Origin of the sequence: Paenibacillus sp. H1-7 (genome assembly GCF_022354825.1) — a bacterium.
In the GTDB taxonomy this organism is placed as follows: Bacteria; Bacillota; Bacilli; order Paenibacillales; family NBRC-103111; genus Paenibacillus_S.
Window position 1 is genome coordinate 1262897 of sequence record NZ_CP031168.1, and the last position, 19309, is coordinate 1282205.

Here is a 19309-nt window from a genome sequence, read left to right on the forward strand (position 1 = left end):
GCATTTTACAAGTAATGCATCGTAACCTCGCTTCGCACAAGAAACCGCATATTGATGCCGGTTTGGCCAATACCCTTGGAAATGTAAAAGGTGCCGTTATCGGTCGTATGAAGGCCCCGGTAAATTCCCATGGCGGGCAGCTTGCCCATATACCGGAACCGGTAAAAGAAAGGAAGGGCGAATTGCTTGCCGTGCAAATGTCCGGCCATTAAGTAGTCGTATCCCTCTTGTATCGCCAGCACCACGTTAGGGTCATGCGTAATAATAATGCGCGGCTCTGCAGGACGGGTGCCCTCGAACGCTTTGGACAGATTGCTTTTGCCGCTGCAGTAATCGTCGATGCCGATAAGATGAAAGCCCGGGAGCTGCACGGATTCATTGCGCAGCAGCGTAATTCCGTAATATTGCAGCAGCTTGATCAGCCGGATCACTTTTCGCTGCTGGTAATCGTGGTTTCCCAGAACGGCGAAGGTCGGGATGCGGTGCCGTGACAGCATTCTCAGATAAGCGTCCAGCTTCGGCAAGCTCTCCTGCTGCTTTGTAAAGTCACCCGTTATGAAAATATAATCCGGCTTCTCCTTCTCGATCAGCGCGGATAACCGCGAGGGCGAGATGCGCAGCCGCTCGATATGGAGATCGCTTATTTGCAATATGTTCACCTTTAATCCGATGCGATGCTGCACTCTCTCGATTTTCAGCCACCGGGTAGGAAGGATGAAGGCGGCGTAGCCTAGGCATAGCAGGACAAGCAGGGAAGCGGCGTAGATCATAACTTCTCCTCCTTTTTTAGTATAAAAAAGGCTCTATTCTTATGAATTGCGCTACTAACCATCTTAGCATTGTGAAAGGGCTTTACGCACCATTACCAAAGATTTATTAAAGTAAACATTTCTTTATTGTTTTCGACAGAATCCACCTTTGACAAGATACATAGTGTATCATAAAGTGGTTTAAGAAGGCAAAACAAATGTTTATAGAGAGAATATTCCATTCGGAGATAGAAGGAGAGCTAGCAATGAACACCAACAACCTGAACAAGTCACCTATTCAATTGGATATACACAAAATTTTGAAGCAGCTGAACATTAACGAGCAGAGCCTTTCTCAAATCGGTCTTCCTTCTCAACAACCGTCTAGCGAAAATGCAAGCGCATCCTCCAGTCAGAAGCTGGTGTCGAGCTTCTCTTGATATAGAATCTCCCCGTCTTATTTCGTGCTTGTTGCAAAACGTTTCACGCGGGACGGCTGAACGCATCCATGGGTGCGCTCGCTCGGCTCAGGGCTTCAGCTTGCAGCTTCCTGGCTGCCGCCCGATTTGTATGCAGGCACTTCTTCCGCAGCAGTACGGCTTCCTTTTCCCTATCGTCCTAAGTAACCTGATTTAATAGAAACAGAACCTGGAAGAACAAACAGCGTAGGCTTGGAGGCGGAATGCCCGAACCGAGTCCGCGCTTATTCGGCGTTTTTTTAGGGCTACTTGACCTAGAGCCTTTTTTTGATTATTATTGATACGAAATGTATCACAATTCGACTATCGTATCTGATTACATATAGGACTGAAGTGGAGCTTGGCCAAAAAATGCTTTTGGAGACAATAAGCAAGCAGGGGGGATAAGGATGAAAGTACTAGTCACTGGCGGGGCCGGCTTCATTGGGTCCCACACCGTCGAGTACGCGAAGAAAGCGGGACTGGAAGTTATCGTAGTCGACAATTTCAGTACGGGCAAAGAGCAGTACCTGGATAAAAGCTGCAAGCTGTATAGAGTGGACGTGGCGAGCAAGGAGCTGCGGGATATTTTTGAACTGGAGAAGCCGGACTACTGTATTCACTTGGCTGAGAAAACCGATTTCGATGAAACGATGATGGTCAGGGGGCTTAGCCCTAATCTTCGCGGACTGATCTATTTGCTCGACCTCTGCAAGGAATTCAATATCAAGAAGCTGGTTTACGGTTCTTCTGCTGAAATATACGGAAACACGGAGCTTGTATCTGCGGACGAAACAGCCGCCTGCGTTCCGATGTCGGGAATAGGAATGTCCAAGCTCGCTCCCGAAGAATATATTCGGATGTACGGCGCATTATATGGCCTCAACTATACCATATTGCGTTATGCGAACGTTTACGGCTACCGCCAAAAGCGTTTCGGCTGCGGAGGCGTCATCTCGGCGTTTATGGAAACGTACGTGAACGGGGAACGGCCGGTCATTTACGGCAAAGGGCTGCAGAGCCGGGATTTCGTATACGTAACCGATGTGGCGGAAGCCAATATCCGGGCGATCAGCAGGGGGGACGGCGAAACGTATAATATAGGTACGGGACGATCGACCCAGATTGTGGAGCTGTTCGAACTGATGAATGAGCTTGTCAATCAGAAATTAAAGCCCCTATTTGCTCAAGCCCGGCCTGCTGACAGTACCAACGTATGCGTTACCATACAAAAGGCGGAGAAAGAGCTGGGATGGAAGCCGCAGATTCAGCTCAAGGAAGGATTGGCCCAGGTGCTGGGCGACTTTATTTATAACCGGTTCATGGATAAGCTGAACGGCGTGCAGGAGGTCGTGCCCGATATGGTGACGGCAAGCGCCCTGATCCGAAGAATGGGAGTAAAAAAGGCGGCTCGGCGGTTGAAAACGGTAACCTCGTAACAACTGAACGGCCTTTTGATAAGCGCCTATACATAATCAAAGCCTTGTCTTGGATGGACAAGGCTTTTTGCATAAATAAAGATTTGTTTATAATCACGGTTTCGACAAAATGATTGGCGCTTTAAGCGGAACGCCCCCCAGCATGTGACATTATTTTTTGAGAAGTTCCTATATAATATTGAGATATGAACGCTTATGAGACGAGATGGAGAGTGGGTTTACGATGGTAGAGCAAAAGAAGTGCATCGAAATTGACTTAATCCTGGATCAGCTCCAAATTCCCAGAGAAAAATTCGCTGCATGGAGCTCCCTTCAGCAAGCTGCTATTTCACCGGTCGAAGAGGCCTATAAAGAGGAGCAGCCTTCACTGTTTCCGATGTTTCAATGGGAGCTTGGTAAAATGGAGTATTCGAAGTAAAGTATCGATTCTAAAAAAGCGCTTTTATTTGGAAGTACGCTCATACCGGATGAATGCAATAAATCTTCGGGATTCCTCCGGCGTCAGCTCCCTGCCGTCAATGGTAAGGACAAACCTCTCCATAAGAGCTTCATCCGATAATTCCAGGTGACTGATAAATTCTTGTACATCGTTATCTATGGGATGGCTGCTGTCGTCGCTTCGGCCCATTAAAAAGTCGATGGTCACTTGAAAAAAATCGGCGAACTTCTGAATGGTTTCGTAATCCGGCTCCCTGCGGTTGTTCTCGTAATGGGAAAGTGCGGAGCGGGTGATGCCTACCTTGCCGGCGAGATCTTCCTGCGTCAAGCGTTGGTCGTTGCGCAGTTTAGCAATTCTATGCCCGTATTTCATATGTAATTTCCACCTTCGCTGGTTCGGTTTGTAAGTACCTATTGGTTGGTATACTGTTCGTGAGAAAAGCTGTTCTTTGCTAGGGTTGCGGCAAAAATTAAGAACTTCGACCCAAAAGTCGAAGGAAAGCAGTACAGGGGATTGATGGTTGCCGGACCGTTATAGACAAATCTTTGTTCAGGGTGATATGATTGCTCTGGACAATCAAATACGGATACGAATGAGGTGCGGATAAGGGGAACTTTATCTGCTTAAAAGGGAAGACCGGTGCAATACCGGCACGGACCCGCCACTGTAAGGAGCGCCAATTTTGGCCAGGCAGCCGATAGCTATACCACTGGAACATACGTTCCGGGAAGGGGATCGGCGCTTTTGCTCTAAGTCAGGAGACCTGCCTATTCGAACAACACTGTTAACCTACGCGGATTTAGGGAGGTGTTAGAGATCGGCTTACCTGTTCTTGGAGATGGCACTGTTGTGCCATTTAATTTCATTGTAGGTCCGGGCTGTCAAAGCATTTCTAACACATTCTGTTGGGGATGCTTTTTTTTGTTGCTCCAAAAAACGTATGAAGGACGATGGACAGAGCGATTGGAAGCGAAGCTAGAAGGAAGGCAACGGGATATATATCCGTAATATATAGGGAAGGACGTGTGTAGCATGGCGGGCAAACTGCTGATCATCGGCTTCGGGCCGGGAAGCTTCGAACATATTACGAAACGCGCGCGCGAAGCGATCGAGGAAAGTGAGGTTATTATCGGCTATAACACTTACGTGGATTTGATCCGGGGACTGTTGACCGATCAGGAGATTGTACGGACCGGGATGACGGAGGAGGTCAGCAGAGCGCAGGAAGCCGTAAGACAGGCGGAAGCGGGAAAAAAGGTCGCCGTCATCTCCAGCGGGGATGCCGGCGTGTACGGGATGGCCGGTCTAGTGTATGAAGTGCTCATGGAGAACGGCTGGCGGCGGGAAGGCGGCGTCGAAGTCGAGATTATCCCGGGCATCTCGGCAATCAACTCTTCGGCATCGCTGCTGGGAGCTCCGGTAATGCACGATGCGTGCACGATCAGCTTAAGCGACCATCTGACCCCTTGGGAGCTAATAGCGAGACGGGTCGAGGCGGCGGCGCAGGCGGATTTCGTCATCGCCCTGTACAATCCGCGAAGCGGTAGAAGGACTAGACAAATCGTCGAGACGCAGCGGATTCTATTGAAGTACCGCTCGCCCGAGACGCCGGTCGGTATCGTGAAGAGCGCTTATCGCGACAGGCAGCATGTGGTTCTGACGAACCTGCGCGATATGCTTGACCACGATATCGGCATGCTGACGACGGTCATTATCGGAAATGCATCGACGACGGTCTACGACGGCTTGATGATTACTCCGCGCGGGTACCAGCGCAAATATACGCTGGGAGCGGAGGTACAGCCGCTTAAGCCTCACCAGCGGCTGCAGGAGGCGGCAGAGCCTTGGGCGCTGCGCCAGTGGGAAGCCGGCGACGATGAGGACGATTGGGACGAAGAGGAGCCGGACGGTTTGGCGCCGAGCGCGGTGCGTGAGGCAGAGCGAGGGGGAGCGGCGGCAGCGGCGAGCGCGGTGCGTGAAGCAGAGCGAGGCGGAGCGGCGGCAGCGGCGAGCGCGGTGCGTGAGGCAGAGCGAGGCGGAGCGGCGGCAATGGCGAGCGCGGTGCGTGAAGCAGAGCGAGGCGGAGCGGCGATAGCGGTGAGCGCGGTGCGTGAAGCAGAGCGAGGCGGAGCGGCGATAGCGGTGAGCGCGGTGCGCGAGGCAGAGCGAGGCGGAGCGGCGATAGCGGTGAGCGCGGTGCGTGAGGCAGAGCGAGGCGGAGCGGCGAGCCCGCTGTCGCTGGCGATGGAGGCGCTGCGGCTGTCGGACCGCAGCCGTGGCGTAGAGACGGCGGACAGCTATAGCGCGCCGCCGGCCGGGGTGCTGTTCCGCCAGCAGTCGATCTTTGAGCTGGCGGTTAGCCCCGGCGTAGCCGAGAAGAAATTTACGGCACGGCAGATGCTGGCCTTAGCCGATGTCGTAGGCGACAACGGGACGATGGAGTATACGCCTCATCATCAAATGATTGTTCGCGTTCCTACGGACAATCCGGACGAAATTACTTCGAAGCTCCGGCAAGAGGGCTTTCTTTTGTCGCCGATTGGCGATGTGGCGCAGGTGAAGGCTTGCGATTTTTGCAACGGGGAAAAGGGTGACGCCATTCCATACGCCGAGGAGCTGAACAAGCGGCTTGGCGGCATGAAGGTGCCGAAGGAGCTGCGGATCGGCTTGAACGGCTGCGGCATGGCATGCTACGGAGCCGTTCAGGAGGATATCGGCATCGTGTATCGCAAGGAGAAGTTCGACTTGTTCCTGGGCGGTAAAACGATTGGGCGCAACGCCCATTCGGGCCAGCCGGTAGCCGAAGGGATCGAGCCTGAACGGCTTATTGAAACTATAGAGAACATTGTGGCGCGTTACATAACCAATGGACATCCGAACGAGAGGTTCCATAAATTTTTCAAACGGGTGAAGGAAATCGAAGGCTACAGGCATCAGGATATGCCTGCTTTTACAATAGAAAATGCGGTTTGCGGTGATTAAAAAAAGCGATTGTTCATGGGAGGTTATATAGATGAATGCAGTATTGTTTGTAGGCCACGGCAGTAAGGATGCAGAGGGCAACGAGGAGGTCCGCGAGTTTGTCCGTACGATTGCGGCCGAGCTGGAGCAGCCGTTGGTGGAAACCTGTTTTCTCGAATTCGAATCGCCTACGATTGCGCAGGGCATCGAAAGCTGTGTGAGGAAGGGATCGACAGAGGTTGCTGTTGTTCCTATTACGTTATTTTCCGCAGGACACGCCAAAATTCATATTCCGGCCGCCATTGACGAGGCCAAGGAGAAATATCCTTCGGTTCGGTTCAAATACGGCAGACCGATCGGAGTTCACGAGCAGGTGCTGGATATTCTGGCATCAAGGCTGGAGACAGCCGGTACTGCCAACGGGTTGGAGCTGACGTCGAACATGGGAGCGGAGCCGGAGCTTGAGCATACCGCCATCCTTGTCGTCGGACGGGGCAGCAGCGATGCCGACGCGAACAGCGATTTGTTCAAGATTTCGCGTCTATTCTGGGAAAAGATGAAGGTGAAGTGGGTCGAAACGGCCTTTATCGGCGTTACCGCCCCGCTTGTGGATGAGGGAATCGAGCGGTGCTTGAAGCTGGGCGCGCGCAGAGTCGTAATATTGCCCTATTTCCTGTTTACGGGCGTACTGATCAAACGGATGGAGCAAATGCTCGAGCAATTCAAGGAAAAATATCCTGAGCAGCAATTTGTGCTAGCCGATTATTTCGGGTTTCATCCGAATTTGCGCCACATCCTGCGCGAACGAGCGCTGGAGGCCGTGCAGGGCGAAACGAAAATGAACTGCGACATGTGCCAATACCGGTTGGCTGCGATGGAGCATATCGACCATCACCACCACCATGACCACGACCACCATCATGGACATGATGATCACGACCATGACCACAATCACCATCATGATCATGATCACCACCACCATGACCATGATCATCATCACGGACATGATCATGACCACGGGCACCACGATCATGGCCATGACGATCATAAGCATGAGCGCGTGGCGGTGCCTACGGACGATAAAGCAGCGACGTCATCTTAATCGGGGGAGGAACGACTATGATTCTCGTAATGGCTGGAACGAGCGACGCGCGCGAGCTGGCGCTGCACATACGTCAGGCGGGGTATCCTCTCCTGACGACGGTAGTAACGGACAGCGCCGCCAAATCGATGGACGAGGCGGGGCTGCCCGTATTGACCGGGCGTCTGACCGCAGACGCGCTGGTTGAGTTGGTTCGCGAGCGAGGCATTCGAACGATTGTGGACGCCACGCATCCATTTGCGGAGGAAGCGTCTAAGAATGCGATTGCGGCCGCTCAGGAGGCGGAAGTGCCGTATATCCGCTTCGAGCGGGACCGGATCGCCATCGAGACGCATCCGCTCGTTACCTTCGCGGATGACTACGAGCAGGCGGCGGATATTGCCGCCGAGCGCAAAGGAGTGATCATGCTGACTACGGGCAGCAAGACGCTTCATATTTTTGCCCGCAAGCTGTTGGGGCTCACGGATACGACCTTGGTGGCGCGGATGCTGCCCCGCAAGGACAACATGGAGAAGTGCGAGGAGCTAGGTCTGGAGCAGAAGCATATCGTGGCGATGCAGGGGCCTTTTTCCAAAGAGCTGAACAAGGCTTTATATCAGCATTACCATGTCACGCTGATGATCACGAAGGAAAGCGGCAAGGTCGGAGCGGTAGACGAGAAGCTGGAGTCGGCGCTGGAGATGGGAATCGAGACGATAGTCATCGGCAGGCCGAGCATTGAATATGGAACGTATTTCGGTGATTTTGCAGGCGTAATCGGCAAATTAAACGAACTTTTGCAGGAGGCGTAAACGATGGATTTCAAAACGGATTTCAAACCGCTGACGGTTCAGCCGCAAGAGATTGAGGAACAAAGCTTTCGTATGATCACCGAGGAGCTAGGAGAGCATCCTTTTACCGACGAGCAGTATTCGGTCGTGCAGAGGGTTATTCACGCATCGGCGGATTTTGAATTAGGACGCAGCATGCTGTTCCATAAGGACGCGATCAGAGCGGGAATCGAAGCGATTCGCGCCGGCAAAACGATCGTAGCCGACGTGCAAATGGTGCAGGTCGGGATCAGCAAACCGCGGATCGCCAAGTTCGGCGGCGACGTGAGAGTGTACATCTCCGACCCTGACGTAATGGAAGAGGCGAAGCGCTTGAATACGACGCGCGCGATCATCTCGATCCGCAAGGCGATTCGCGAAGCGGACGGCGGTATTTTCGCGATCGGCAACGCACCGACGGCACTGTTGGAGCTGATCCGCCTTGTGAAGGAGGGCGAAGCGAAGCCGGGTCTGGTGATCGGTGTTCCGGTAGGCTTCGTGTCGGCGGCAGAGTCGAAGGAGGAGCTGGCGAAGCTTGATATCCCGTTCATTACGAACATCGGGCGCAAAGGCGGCAGTCCTGTGGCGGTAGCTTCGGTGAACGCGTTATCGCTTATGGCGGAGCGTCTCGGGTAAGGAGACCGGACCATGGCGATGGACAAGAGCAGCGGTAAGGAAGACAAGCCGCTAAGGCACGGTTACACGACGGGATCCTGTGCAACCGCAACGGCCAAGGCGGCGCTCACGGCGCTGATTATGCAGGAAGCGCAGATGGAGGCAACGATCAAGCTGCCGATCGGCGAAGTCGTCACGTTCGCGATCGTACGGTGTGATTTTACGGAGGAGCGGGCGGAGGCGGAGACGATCAAGGACGGAGGCGACGATCCGGACGCGACCCACGGGGCGAGAATTATCGCCGAGGTGTCGTGGCGGACGGAGCCCGGGATCGAGCTCGACGGCGGCGTCGGCGTCGGCAGGGTGACCAAGCCCGGCCTCCCGGTTCCGGTGGGCGAAGCGGCGATCAACCCCGTTCCGCGCAAAATGATCCGGGAAGCGGTAGCTTCCGTGTTGAATCAGTACGAGATTCAGCGCGGGGTCAAAGTCGTTATTTCCGTGCCGGACGGAGAGGGAATAGCGAAGAAGACGCTGAACGGACGCCTCGGCATTGTCGGCGGCATATCTATTTTGGGCACTAGGGGCACGGTGGTGCCCTTTTCCACTGCCGCCTATAAGGCGAGCGTCGCGCAAGCGATCCGGGTTGCCGTCCAATGCGGTTGCAAGCATATTGTGTTGTCGACCGGCGGCCGGACGGAGAAATACGGAATAGACATGTACCCGGAGCTGCCGGAGGAAGCTTTCGTTGAGATGGGAGATTTCATCGGCTTTGCATTGACGCAGTGCAAGAAGCAAGGGGTCACAAGAGTAACCTTAATAGGGATGATGGGAAAGTTTTCCAAAGTGGCTCAAGGCGTCATGATGGTGCATTCCAAAAGCGCTCCGGTGGATTTCGGCTTTCTGTCGCGAGTGGCGGAGGAGGCCGGTGCGACACAGGAGCAGGCTGCAGCCATACTGGATGCCAATACGGCGGCGCTAGTCGGCGATTGGATGGCGGAATGGGGCTACGGCGGATTTTTCGAGCGTCTGAGCGCCTACTGCTGCGATGCCGGATGGAAGGAAGTCCAGGGCGGCATGGATATCGAGACCGTCATCATTTCGATGAAGGGAAATTTGCTGGGCAGCGCGCGAATCGGTCGGGAGTAGGGCGAATTTAGTTCCGGTAGCAGCACAATTTGTATGCTGAACGGTAGCGGGGGGAGAACAAAGTGAATCAGCAGCTGACACAAACGCAAAGGCGGACGGACAGGCCGAAGGTCATAGGAATCGGCGATAACGGCCGGCAGAGCTTGCTTCCGCAATATGCGCAATGGATAACGGAGAGCGACGTGCTGGTCGGGGGTGAAAGACAGCTCCAATGGTTTCCGGATTACCCCGGAGAGACGATAGCGATCAAAGGCGGATTATCCGAGCTCGCGGCCCGGTTGCAGACGGTGGCGGAGCTGGGGCGCAAGGTCGTAGTTCTCGCTTCCGGGGATCCGCTGTTTTATGGGATCGGAGGCTATTTGTCCTCCAGGCTGGACGTAGAAATTTACCCGAATATGAGCTCGGTGCAGCTGGCTTTTGCCCGGATGGGCCAGAGCTGGCAGGACGCCTATATTACAAGCGTTCACGGGCGCAGCATGAAAGGATTGGCGCAGCGGATCGACGGGAAAGCGAAGGTGGCGCTGCTGACCGATGAGACGAATAGTCCGCGGGCGATTGCCGATTATTTGCTGTCGTTCGGCATGATCGAATACCGCGCCTTCGTTGCGGAGCATTTGGACGGGCCTCAGGAGCGATGCGGCTGGTACGAGCTGCAGGAGCTGGCCGCGAACGATTTTGCCCCATTAAACGTAGTTATTCTTACGGCGTCCAAGGAAGCGGTAAAGGAGAAGCAGCGGTCGCTCGGGATCGAGGACGACCAGTTCATCCAACGCAAGCCGGACAAAGGTCTGATTACGAAAAAAGAAATCCGCGTCCTAAGCCTGGCGCAGCTCGGCCTGCAGCAGGACAGCATCGTATGGGACATCGGCACGTGCACGGGGTCCGTCGCTATCGAAGCGGCGCGAATCGCGCGATATGGCGAAGTATACGCGATCGAGAAGAACGAGGCGGATTTGCAAAATTGCCTGGACAATATGCGCCGTTTCCGCACCGATCTGACGGCCGTTCAAGGACGCGCTCCGCAAGGGCTGGAGTCATTCCCGGACCCGGATGCCGTGTTCATCGGAGGAAGCGGCGGCGAGATGAGAGAGCTGCTGCACGTTTGCTGCACGAGACTTCGTCCGGGCGGACGCATCGTGCTGAACGCGGCGACGATCGAGAACTTGTACGAGGCTAACAAGGCTTTTGCCGATGAAGGCATGGCGACGAGCATTACGCTGGCGCAAATTGCGCGCAGCAAGCCGATTCTGGACTTAACGAGATTCGAGGGACTGAATCCGATTTATATCATTACGGCCAAGCATAAAGAGCCCGGCGGGGCGGAGGCGAAGGAGGCGAACGCGAATGAATAAGCTAGGTACCTTATATGGATTGGGAGTCGGTCCGGGAGACCCCGAGCTGATAACGGTCAAGGCGTTCCGGATTTTGAAGGAGTCGCCGGTCATAGCCTATCCGCGCAAGAAGATGGGCGCCAAAAGCTATGCCCTTACGATAACCGAGCTGTACGTGAATACGGAAGAAAAAACGATGATCGGCCTGACGTTCCCGATGACAAGAGACCGCGAAGCGCTGGAAATGCAGTGGAGCAAGACGGTAAGCACCGTATACGAGCATCTGGAGCAGGGGAAGGATGTCGCCTTCGTAACCGAAGGAGATCCGATGATCTATAGCACCTTCATTCACCTGATGAGGCTGATGATGGAGCGCCATCCGGAGGTGGAAATCCGCTCGATTCCGGGCATCTCCTCCATTAACGCATCGGCGTCCCGTCTTGGGATTCCGCTTGCGGACGGCGATGAGCAGATCGCCATCGTGCCGGCGACGGACGACTATGATACGATGCGCACGGCTATTGAAAATCATGACTGCATCGTATTTATCAAAGTTGCCAAGGTCATCGATCTGATGATTATGGTGCTGCGCGACCTGGGGCTTGTCGACAAAGCGGCTGTACTGACCAAAGTGACGTCCTCGGAGGAAATGATTTGGCGCGACATTACTGAGCTGCAAGGAAAAGGACTCGAATATTTAACGTTAATGGTGGTGAGAAAATAATGAAAATATATATTGTTGGCGCCGGTCCGGGCGATCCGGATTTGATCACGGTAAAAGGGCTCCGCATCCTTCAGGAGGCGGATGTCGTGCTGTATACCGACTCCTTGGTTAACGAGGAGCTGATTGCCAAGGCCAAACCGGATGCCGAAGTGCTGAAAAGCGCGGGCATGGACCTGGACGAAATGGTGGCCGTTATGGCGGACCGGGTGAAGCAGGGGAAAATGGTCGCGCGCGTCCATACGGGCGACCCTGCCGTATTTGGAGCCATTATGGAGCAAATAGCGCTGCTGAAAAAAGAAGGCATCGGCTACGAAATCATTCCCGGCGTGAGCTCGGTGTTTGCTTCGGCCGCGGCTCTTGGGGCGGAGCTGACCATTCCGGAGCTGACCCAGACGCTCATCCTGACCCGGGCGGAGGGCAGAACGCCGGTTCCTGAGCTGGAGAAGCTGAAGGATCTGGCGGCGCATCACTGCACCATTGCGCTCTTCTTAAGCGCGACGCTGACGAGGAAGGTCGTCGAGGAGCTGAGAAGCGCAGGCTGGAGCGAAGATACGCCGGTGGCGGTCGTACAGCGCGCGACGTGGCCGGATCAGCTTATTGTCCGCACTACGCTTGCGAACCTCGAGCAGGATATGCGCAGCAACGGCATCCGTTCCCATGCGATGATTTTGGCGGGCTGGGCGCTGGACCCGACGATTCACGACAAGGACGAGTACCGCTCGAAGCTGTACGATAAAGAATTCACCCACCGGTTCCGCAGAGGGGTGAAGCCATGATCACCTTGCGCGAGGGCGAAATTCCCGCCATTCGGCAGCACGGCGATTATGCAATTGTGGCCATTACGAAGCATGGCGTAGAGATGGCGCGCAAGCTGCACGGCTCGTTCAGCAATTCGGATCTGTACTATATGTCCAAATTCGAGCGCGGCGACGAGGAAGCCCGCGGCATCCAAATGTTCGAAGGCAGCGTCAGACTGCTATTTCCGGCTTTATTTCCCGCATATAAGGGACTTATCATCATTATTTCGCTGGGAGCGGTCATTCGGATGATCGCGCCGCTGCTGGAGGATAAAAAGAAAGACCCCGGCGTCGTCGTGATCGACGACCGCGGGGAGCATGTAATCAGCGTGCTGTCCGGCCATCTGGGCGGCGCGAACGAGCTGACGCGTGAAGTGGCCGCGGCAATGGGCGCGCGGCCCGTTATTACTACGGCGTCGGACGTGCAGGGCACGATCGCCGTCGATTTGTTCGGCCGCCGCTTCGGCTGGGAGTGGGAGTCCGACGAGCTGCTGACGCCTGTCAGCGCGTCCGTCGTGAACGAGGAGCAGGTGGCGGTCGTGCAGGAGTCCGGCGAGCCGGGCTGGTGGCTGTACGATACGCCGCTGCCGGCGAACATCCGTACTTACGGCTCGGTGGCCGATGCGCTGGCTGCGAAGCCGCAGGCGGCGCTTGTTGTTACACACCGCATCCTCCGTCCGGAGGAGGATGCGATTCTCGCCAACGGCGTGCTGTACCGCCCGAAGGCGATTGCCCTTGGGATCGGCTGCAACCGCGGCACGGCAGCCGAGGAGATCGAGGCGGTGATCGCGGAGACGCTCGCCGAGCTGCAATTCTCGGTGCGCAGCGTCAAGGCGGTGTGCACCATCGATTTGAAGAAGGACGAGGAGGGACTCCTCGCCGTCGTGCAGAAGCATGGCTGGGCGTTCGTCGCCTATACGCCCGCTGAGCTGAACACGGTGGCCATCGAGGACCCGTCGGACACCGTGTTCAAGTTCACCGGCGCTTACGGGGTCAGCGAGCCGGCGGCCAAGCTCTACTCCGGCGCGCAGCAGCTCGCGCTCGTGAAGAAAAAATCCGGGAACGTGACGATATCCGTAGCCGTCATCCCTTTCCCGCAGGAAGGAAGCGGTGCTGCCGATGCCGCACGCTGAGCGCAAAATCGTCATCGCCGGAACCGGCAGCGGCGTAGGCAAAACGACGATGACCATCGGGCTGATGGCCGCCCTGCAGCGGCTTGGCCGCACGGTGCAGGGGTTCAAGTGCGGCCCCGATTACATTGACCCCACGTACCATACGGCGGTTACGGGCCGTATATCCCGCAATCTCGACAGCTATATGCTGTCTCAAGATACGGTCAAAGACATTTACGCGCGTGCGACCCGCAGCGCGGATATAGCCGTTATCGAAGGCGTTATGGGCTTCTATGACGGCAAAAACCCGAAAACCAACGAAGGCAGCACAGCCGAAATCAGCATGCTGCTGGAGGCGCCTGTGCTTCTCGTGGTGAACTGCCAGAGCATGGCGCGCAGCGCCGCTGCGATCGTCAAGGGGTTCCAGCTGCTGGAGCCCCGAGTCAACATCGTAGGCGTCATCGCCAACAAGGTCGGCAGCGAGGGCCATTACAAGCTCGTCCGCGAGGCGATCGAGCAGGAATGCGCTATCCCCGTTGTCGGCTATATGAAACGGGAGGATCATATCGAGATGCCGGAGCGTCATCTCGGTCTTGTACCGTCCATCGAGCGGGGCGAGCTGCAGCCGTTCTTCGACAAGCTGGCCGAGCTGGTGGCGGCTACGGTCGATGTGGAGCGGATCTGGGAGCTGGCCCAGTCTCCGGCCGTGCCAGTCACGGAAGAGACTGCAGCGCGCTCGATCTTCCGCAAGCAGGCTCTGGAAGGCGACGCCTGCGTACGTATCGCCGTGGCGAAGGATGCGGCGTTCAACTTCTACTATCAGGAGAACTTCGAGCTGTTGGAGGCGTACGGAGCGGAATGTGTCTTCTTCTCGCCATTGGCCGGAGAGAAGCTGCCTGAGGGAGTGCACGGCCTTTATTTGGGCGGCGGCTTCCCTGAGGAGTTCGCCAAGCTTCTTGCGGCGGACGAAGCTGTGAAACAATCGATACGCCGCGCTGTAGAGCACGGCATGCCGACGCTGGCGGAATGCGGAGGCTTCATGTATTTGACCGAAGCGATCGAGGACACGGCCGGCGGCCGGTATCCGATGCTCGGCTTGATTCCGGGCGGCGTCAAAATGCAGAAAAAGCTGGCCGCCTTAGGTTATCGCGACATTACCGGCGCGGAAGGGAACTTCCTGCTCGGACCCGGCGACAAAGCCAAGGGGCACGAGTTTCATTATTCGACGTTCCAGCCTGCGGAGAACGCGCTTATTCGCAGCGCATACGAAACCAAAGGCATGCGGGGAATGAAACAGGAAGGTTACTTAAATGAAGATGGAACGCTTGTGGCTGGATATACCCATATTCATTTCGCCTCCGAGCCGGAGATCGCACAAAGATGGGTGGAGCTGTGCGTGGACTATAAACGGAGAGGAGACATGTGAGGATGTCTATCATCAAACTGTTGGAGCAGCGGAGAGCTGTACGCAATGTAAAGCCTGTAGAGGTCGAAGACGAAAAAATCCACGCCTTATTGTCGGCGGCTACTTTGGCGCCGAACGATAGGCTGCGTGAGCCATGGCAGTTTTATGTCATTCGAGGGGAAGCGAAGCAGCGCTACGAAGCGCTTGCTCTGGCTTACCTGGAGGAAAGGTTCCCGACCAAGCCGAATCTGGTTCAGGAATCACTGAAGGTGCTGACAGCGACGCCGCTCGTCATCGTCGTCACGGCGGATATCATACCGGGAGATGAAGCCTCATCCAAAGATAATGAGTACGCAGCAGCCTGCGCTATTCATTCGATGTGGCTGACCGCAGCCGAGCTTGGGCTTGGCCTGGTGTGGCGCACACGGGGGATCGGTCTCGTTCACGATGAGCGGATGCACCGATTCATCGGGGCGCCGGAGAACAAAAAAGTGATCGGAACGGTGTTCGTCGGCTATCCGGTTGACGAATCGGTACCGGCGACGGCAAGAACGCCGCATACCGACAAAACAACCTGGCTTTAAAAGCGGCATAGCCGTTTCGATAGAAGGGGTTACTCAATTACAGACGTTTCATCAGCGGCATCCGGCTGCTTGGTGGAACGTCTTTTTGCCTTTTATTACCCGATTTTTGGAATTGATATGGAACTGGAATAGGATTTCGCACCACGGAAACCAAATGCTGCTATTTATATCACATAATCATGTTATATATTTCGAAAAAGTGTGTTTGTTTGGTGAATTTTGCAGAGAGGCACAATGAATTTTTATCAAATAAGAGAATAAACATGCCGCCAAAACCCTGTATATAAGCCGAATATAGATAATCTAACATCGATGATATAAATACTAACTATTTTATGTTAGGTTTATTGACAAATGAGCGGGTTATCCATTAAAATACGTTCATAACCTAAAAACAGACAGAAAAGAAGGGAGGTCTTTTGATATGCGGCTGCTGCTTCTGAAGCATTTTGACTTTGATGATCCGTTTTGTATTGCTTCATGGGCGGCGGAGAAGGGATATGACATCACCGTGATGTCTCCTCCTGACGGGTTTCGGGCGCCTTCTCTTGATACCTTCGAGCTGCTCGTCATTTTGGGCGGACCGATGAGCGCTTATCACGATGCGGAGCACCCATGGCTGACGGAAGAGAAGTCCTTCATCCGGCAGGCCGTTGAGGAAGGGAAGAAGGTTCTCGGCATTTGTCTCGGAGCCCAGATGCTGTCGGAAGCATTGGGAGGAAGAGTGTACCGCAGCGAACATAAGGAAATCGGCTGGCATCCGGTGAAGCGGCTTAGAATCGAGCACCCTTTGTTCTCAGGGGTTCCGGAGCAATTTTACTCCTTTCACTGGCACGGCGATTGCTTCGATATACCGGAAGGTGCGGTATCCCTTGCTTACTCGGACGCATGTCGGGTCCAGGCATTTGCTTACGGGGAGCAGGTGCTGGGGCTGCAGTTCCATCTGGAGACGACCGCGTCGTGCATGACCACCATGTTAGATCGGTGGCACGATGAACTGGCGGATACTCCTTTTATCCAAAAGGCAGAGCAAATGGTAGGCCAAGCGTATCGAACAGAGCACTCATTCACGATCTTGAAGCAAATACTTAGCAACTATTAAATCCAAATAGACAAGCGGGGTTGGCGAAATGGAAATAGGCGTAAACGGAATATGGACAATGCTGGCGGCAATTTTGGTACTTTTCATGCAATGCGGATTTATTATGCTGGAGGCAGGTTCCACCCGGATGAAAAATGCCGGACACGTGGCCGGTAAAACGATTTTTACCGTAGGGATCGTTTCTCTTGTTTTTTGGGCGGTAGGATATGCGCTCATTTTCGGTTCTCAAGGCGGATCCCTGATAGGCTGGGGAGATTACTTCGGCTTCAATATGATGGAAGTTAAAGAAGGAAGCAGCGTGGCTCCGACAGTAATGTTTATTTTCCAGCTCTCTTTTGCAGCCATCTCGATGTCTGTAGCATGGGGCGGCTTTGCAGAAAGAGCCAAGCTGTCGGCGTACTTGATCTTCGCGGTATTTTTCTCCGCTATCGTGTATCCGGTTATCGCTCACTGGATTTGGGGCGGCGGCTGGCTGGCCGAGCACGGCAAGCAGGACTTTGCAGGCTCTACGGTCGTTCACCTTACAGGGGCAATGGCTGCTCTTGCAGCAACGCTGTTGTTGAAGCCGCGGATCGGCAAGTACAACAAGAACGGTACGCCTAACGATATTCCGGGTCATAACCAAGTGTTCACGACTTTGGGAGTTATGATTTTGTGGATCGGATGGTTCGGCTTCAATGCAGGCAGCACGATTACGGCAGGTGACGGAAGTTTCTTCGGCTTCATCGCAGTTAATACGCAATTGGGTGCTGCCGCTGCAGCGGTTGCCGCTCTGATCGTTTCCTGGATGGTTACAGGGAAAGGCGATGTAGTAACGATGCTGAACGGCGCATTGGCAGGCTTGGTTGCCATCACCGCATCGTGCGCATTCGTAGAGCCTTGGGCGGCTATTGTAATCGGTCTTGTTGCCGGAGTCATCGTATTCGCGAGCATGAGATTTTTCGAAAAGCTGCGCATCGACGATCCGATTTACGCTCTTTCCGCTCATGGTGTAGCGGGCGTATGGGGCACATTGTCCAACGGATTTTTCGCAACGCCGGAGCTGGTTGAAAAAGTAGGCGTAGGTAAGCCGGGCTTGCTGTACGGCGGCGGCTTCGAGCAATTGGGTGTGCAAGCGCTGGGGATCGTTGTTTGCGGAGCATTCGCCTTCATCGTTTCTTACATCATTCTCTATGTAATGAAAGCGACCATCGGTATTCGCGTAACGGAAGAAGAGGAAATGATCGGTTTGGACGTTAGCGAGCACGGTTCCTACGGGTATCCTGAGCAGCTGAAAAGTCCTGCCGCTCCTCAACCGGGCGTGCTGGTCAAAAATTAAATCGGGCAAAACGGCGGCTTCCTGTCGATAGACAGTGAAGCCGTCTTTTTTTGCTGTATTTATATAGTTGAAGCTTCCTGCAAAAGTATCTCTTCGACACTAAAGCTCCACTTTGTGGTGATTGTTTTTCACCTATATTAATCTTCTGCCGATGCACGTGAGGCTGTCTGCGATCATGTCCGCCTCGATGTATCGGGTACAATAAAAAGAGCCCTCGCTGCCGGATTGCCGGAGTCGGGGCTCTTAATGTTTGGATATGGCTTGAGATGCCTCTGCCTGATAAGGCGTTGCACCAGTTCACGGTCCTCCTTCTTATAGAAGCTGCGGACGCTCAAATGACCGTACCGGTAATGAACGGGGACATAGACATAATCCTCACCGATGAGACGGACAAATACATATTGGTGATGGCCGGACTTCATAAACCAGTGCGGTTTGGTCACAATACATTGAAGATGGCTACCGTATTTTGCAAAATCGCCCTCGTGTCCGGATTCTTTAATGTGCTTTTGCAGGTCATCCGCCTCGTAAATCTTTAATGAATTGGACGGAATGCGGAGTGTTCTTGCGATTCCCTTTTGAATAGTACCGACGAATTTACCTTTACCTGCTGTTCTCATTCTTTTCAGCCTCCCGATGATTGTTGTAAAGGTCAGTAGAAGCAGAAACGCCTGTTTTTTAACACAAACCGCGTAGAGCTTCCGCTGGAACCATTCCCTGTGATAAGGAACGCCGGTCCAGTCGCTTGTTATGGATTTGAAGCCGGTACATGGGCACAAAAAAAGCCGATGAACGCAAAGCGTTCGATCGGCTCAGACTGTTGATAAACCTGATTTTCCGGAAATTGCTATATTGGGGTAGGCGGGAAACTCTGGAAAAGCGTAAAGCGACGCCTCTGTATTGCAAAAACGCGATAGATTAAAGATTGTCTTAAAACGACAGCGGCTGGAGTGAGGTACCTCACCGCTATATCCAGGAGGAGCGATAATGTCCCTTTGTTTTTTGAAATCTACGCTGGAATGGAGGGGGACAGCTTCTGCAGATAGTTTTTTTGCCGGCAGTGCTCCCCAACGGACAAGTGAGTAAAGCAGCCGGCCCAATCACAATGTTCTGGAAAAAAGTCTATCGTCGGGATACCGCTGTACTTTAATGAACGAATCCAATTCGTTAGTATGACCGTCCGCTGGAAAGCGTTGCCCATGTTGGTACGGACCGTAG

At 54.3% G+C, this 19309-nt stretch carries 19 protein-coding genes and 1 riboswitch; of the genes, 16 read left to right on the top strand and 3 right to left on the bottom strand.

Annotated features, from left to right (window positions below; translation table 11 throughout):
- Positions 1-5: 5 nt before the first annotated feature.
- On the bottom strand, positions 6-770 hold the full coding sequence (locus tag DVH26_RS05760) for a metallophosphoesterase (protein ID WP_239632103.1): 765 nt from the start codon (positions 768-770) through the stop codon (positions 6-8).
- Between the two features lie 245 nt (positions 771-1015).
- Here DVH26_RS05760 and DVH26_RS05765 point away from each other — a divergent pair, with 245 nt between their 5' ends.
- The 3 genes from DVH26_RS05765 to DVH26_RS05775 all read left to right on the top strand — a co-directional run bounded on the left by DVH26_RS05765 (position 1016) and on the right by DVH26_RS05775 (position 3064).
- The gene (locus DVH26_RS05765) at positions 1016-1189 is read left to right on the top strand and encodes a hypothetical protein (RefSeq protein WP_239632105.1); all 174 of its coding nucleotides are present in this window, start codon (positions 1016-1018) and stop codon (positions 1187-1189) included.
- A 428-nt stretch (positions 1190-1617) separates the two neighbouring features.
- Positions 1618-2646 carry an NAD-dependent epimerase/dehydratase family protein gene (locus DVH26_RS05770; protein WP_239632107.1) on the top strand — a complete coding sequence of 343 codons (1029 nt, stop codon included), beginning with the start codon at positions 1618-1620 and terminating at the stop codon, positions 2644-2646.
- A 223-nt stretch (positions 2647-2869) separates the two neighbouring features.
- On the top strand, positions 2870-3064 hold the full coding sequence (locus tag DVH26_RS05775) for a hypothetical protein (RefSeq protein WP_239632109.1): 195 nt from the start codon (positions 2870-2872) through the stop codon (positions 3062-3064).
- 24 nt (positions 3065-3088) lie between these two features.
- Here DVH26_RS05775 and DVH26_RS05780 read toward each other — a convergent pair whose 3' ends face one another.
- Complete coding sequence (locus tag DVH26_RS05780; protein WP_239632111.1) at positions 3089-3457, bottom strand: helix-turn-helix domain-containing protein; 369 nt, start codon at positions 3455-3457, stop codon at positions 3089-3091.
- Between the two features lie 206 nt (positions 3458-3663).
- A riboswitch (cobalamin riboswitch) is annotated at positions 3664-3869 on the top strand.
- A 248-nt stretch (positions 3870-4117) separates the two neighbouring features.
- Between DVH26_RS05780 and cobJ the strand changes: the two genes are divergently transcribed.
- The 13 genes from cobJ to DVH26_RS05845 all read left to right on the top strand — a co-directional run bounded on the left by cobJ (position 4118) and on the right by DVH26_RS05845 (position 18091).
- Positions 4118-6067 (top strand): precorrin-3B C(17)-methyltransferase, encoded by a 1950-nt coding sequence (gene cobJ / locus DVH26_RS05785; RefSeq protein ID WP_239632113.1) that lies wholly within the window; start codon positions 4118-4120, stop codon positions 6065-6067.
- 31 nt (positions 6068-6098) lie between these two features.
- On the top strand, positions 6099-7148 hold the full coding sequence (locus tag DVH26_RS05790; RefSeq protein ID WP_239632117.1) for a sirohydrochlorin chelatase: 1050 nt from the start codon (positions 6099-6101) through the stop codon (positions 7146-7148).
- Positions 7149-7165: 17 nt separating this feature from the next.
- The gene (gene cobK, locus DVH26_RS05795; protein ID WP_239632119.1) at positions 7166-7939 is read left to right on the top strand and encodes a precorrin-6A reductase; all 774 of its coding nucleotides are present in this window, start codon (positions 7166-7168) and stop codon (positions 7937-7939) included.
- A 3-nt stretch (positions 7940-7942) separates the two neighbouring features.
- Complete coding sequence (locus tag DVH26_RS05800) at positions 7943-8593, top strand: precorrin-8X methylmutase (protein WP_239632121.1); 651 nt, start codon at positions 7943-7945, stop codon at positions 8591-8593.
- A gap of 18 nt (positions 8594-8611) precedes the next feature.
- Positions 8612-9718: a cobalt-precorrin-5B (C(1))-methyltransferase gene (locus DVH26_RS05805; RefSeq protein WP_239635286.1), complete on the top strand. Its 1107-nt coding sequence runs from the start codon at positions 8612-8614 to the stop codon at positions 9716-9718.
- A gap of 62 nt (positions 9719-9780) precedes the next feature.
- The gene (cbiE, locus tag DVH26_RS05810; protein WP_239632124.1) at positions 9781-11070 is read left to right on the top strand and encodes a precorrin-6y C5,15-methyltransferase (decarboxylating) subunit CbiE; all 1290 of its coding nucleotides are present in this window, start codon (positions 9781-9783) and stop codon (positions 11068-11070) included.
- The gene (cobI, locus tag DVH26_RS05815; RefSeq protein ID WP_239632126.1) at positions 11063-11773 is read left to right on the top strand and encodes a precorrin-2 C(20)-methyltransferase; all 711 of its coding nucleotides are present in this window, start codon (positions 11063-11065) and stop codon (positions 11771-11773) included. The genes cbiE and cobI overlap by 8 nt, the downstream gene beginning before the upstream one ends.
- Positions 11773-12549, top strand: coding sequence for a precorrin-4 C(11)-methyltransferase (gene cobM, locus DVH26_RS05820; protein WP_239632129.1), 777 nt, complete (start codon positions 11773-11775; stop codon positions 12547-12549). Before cobI ends, cobM begins: the two co-directional genes overlap by 1 nt.
- On the top strand, positions 12546-13703 hold the full coding sequence (locus tag DVH26_RS05825; protein ID WP_239632131.1) for a cobalt-precorrin 5A hydrolase: 1158 nt from the start codon (positions 12546-12548) through the stop codon (positions 13701-13703). The genes cobM and DVH26_RS05825 overlap by 4 nt, the downstream gene beginning before the upstream one ends.
- Positions 13690-15108: a cobyrinic acid a,c-diamide synthase CobB gene (locus DVH26_RS05830; protein WP_239635287.1), complete on the top strand. Its 1419-nt coding sequence runs from the start codon at positions 13690-13692 to the stop codon at positions 15106-15108. The genes DVH26_RS05825 and DVH26_RS05830 overlap by 14 nt, the downstream gene beginning before the upstream one ends.
- Positions 15109-15110: 2 nt before the next feature.
- On the top strand, positions 15111-15671 hold the full coding sequence (locus DVH26_RS05835) for a nitroreductase family protein (RefSeq protein WP_239632133.1): 561 nt from the start codon (positions 15111-15113) through the stop codon (positions 15669-15671).
- A 424-nt stretch (positions 15672-16095) separates the two neighbouring features.
- Complete coding sequence (locus DVH26_RS05840) at positions 16096-16773, top strand: type 1 glutamine amidotransferase (protein ID WP_239632135.1); 678 nt, start codon at positions 16096-16098, stop codon at positions 16771-16773.
- 28 nt (positions 16774-16801) lie between these two features.
- A complete protein-coding gene (locus tag DVH26_RS05845; protein WP_239632137.1) occupies positions 16802-18091 on the top strand; it encodes an ammonium transporter in 1290 nt (429 codons plus the stop codon).
- Between the two features lie 173 nt (positions 18092-18264).
- On the opposite strand, the gene DVH26_RS05850 is transcribed toward DVH26_RS05845, so the two are convergent.
- Positions 18265-18711: a PBECR3 domain-containing polyvalent protein gene (locus DVH26_RS05850; protein WP_239632139.1), complete on the bottom strand. Its 447-nt coding sequence runs from the start codon at positions 18709-18711 to the stop codon at positions 18265-18267.
- Positions 18712-19309: the final 598 nt, after the last annotated feature.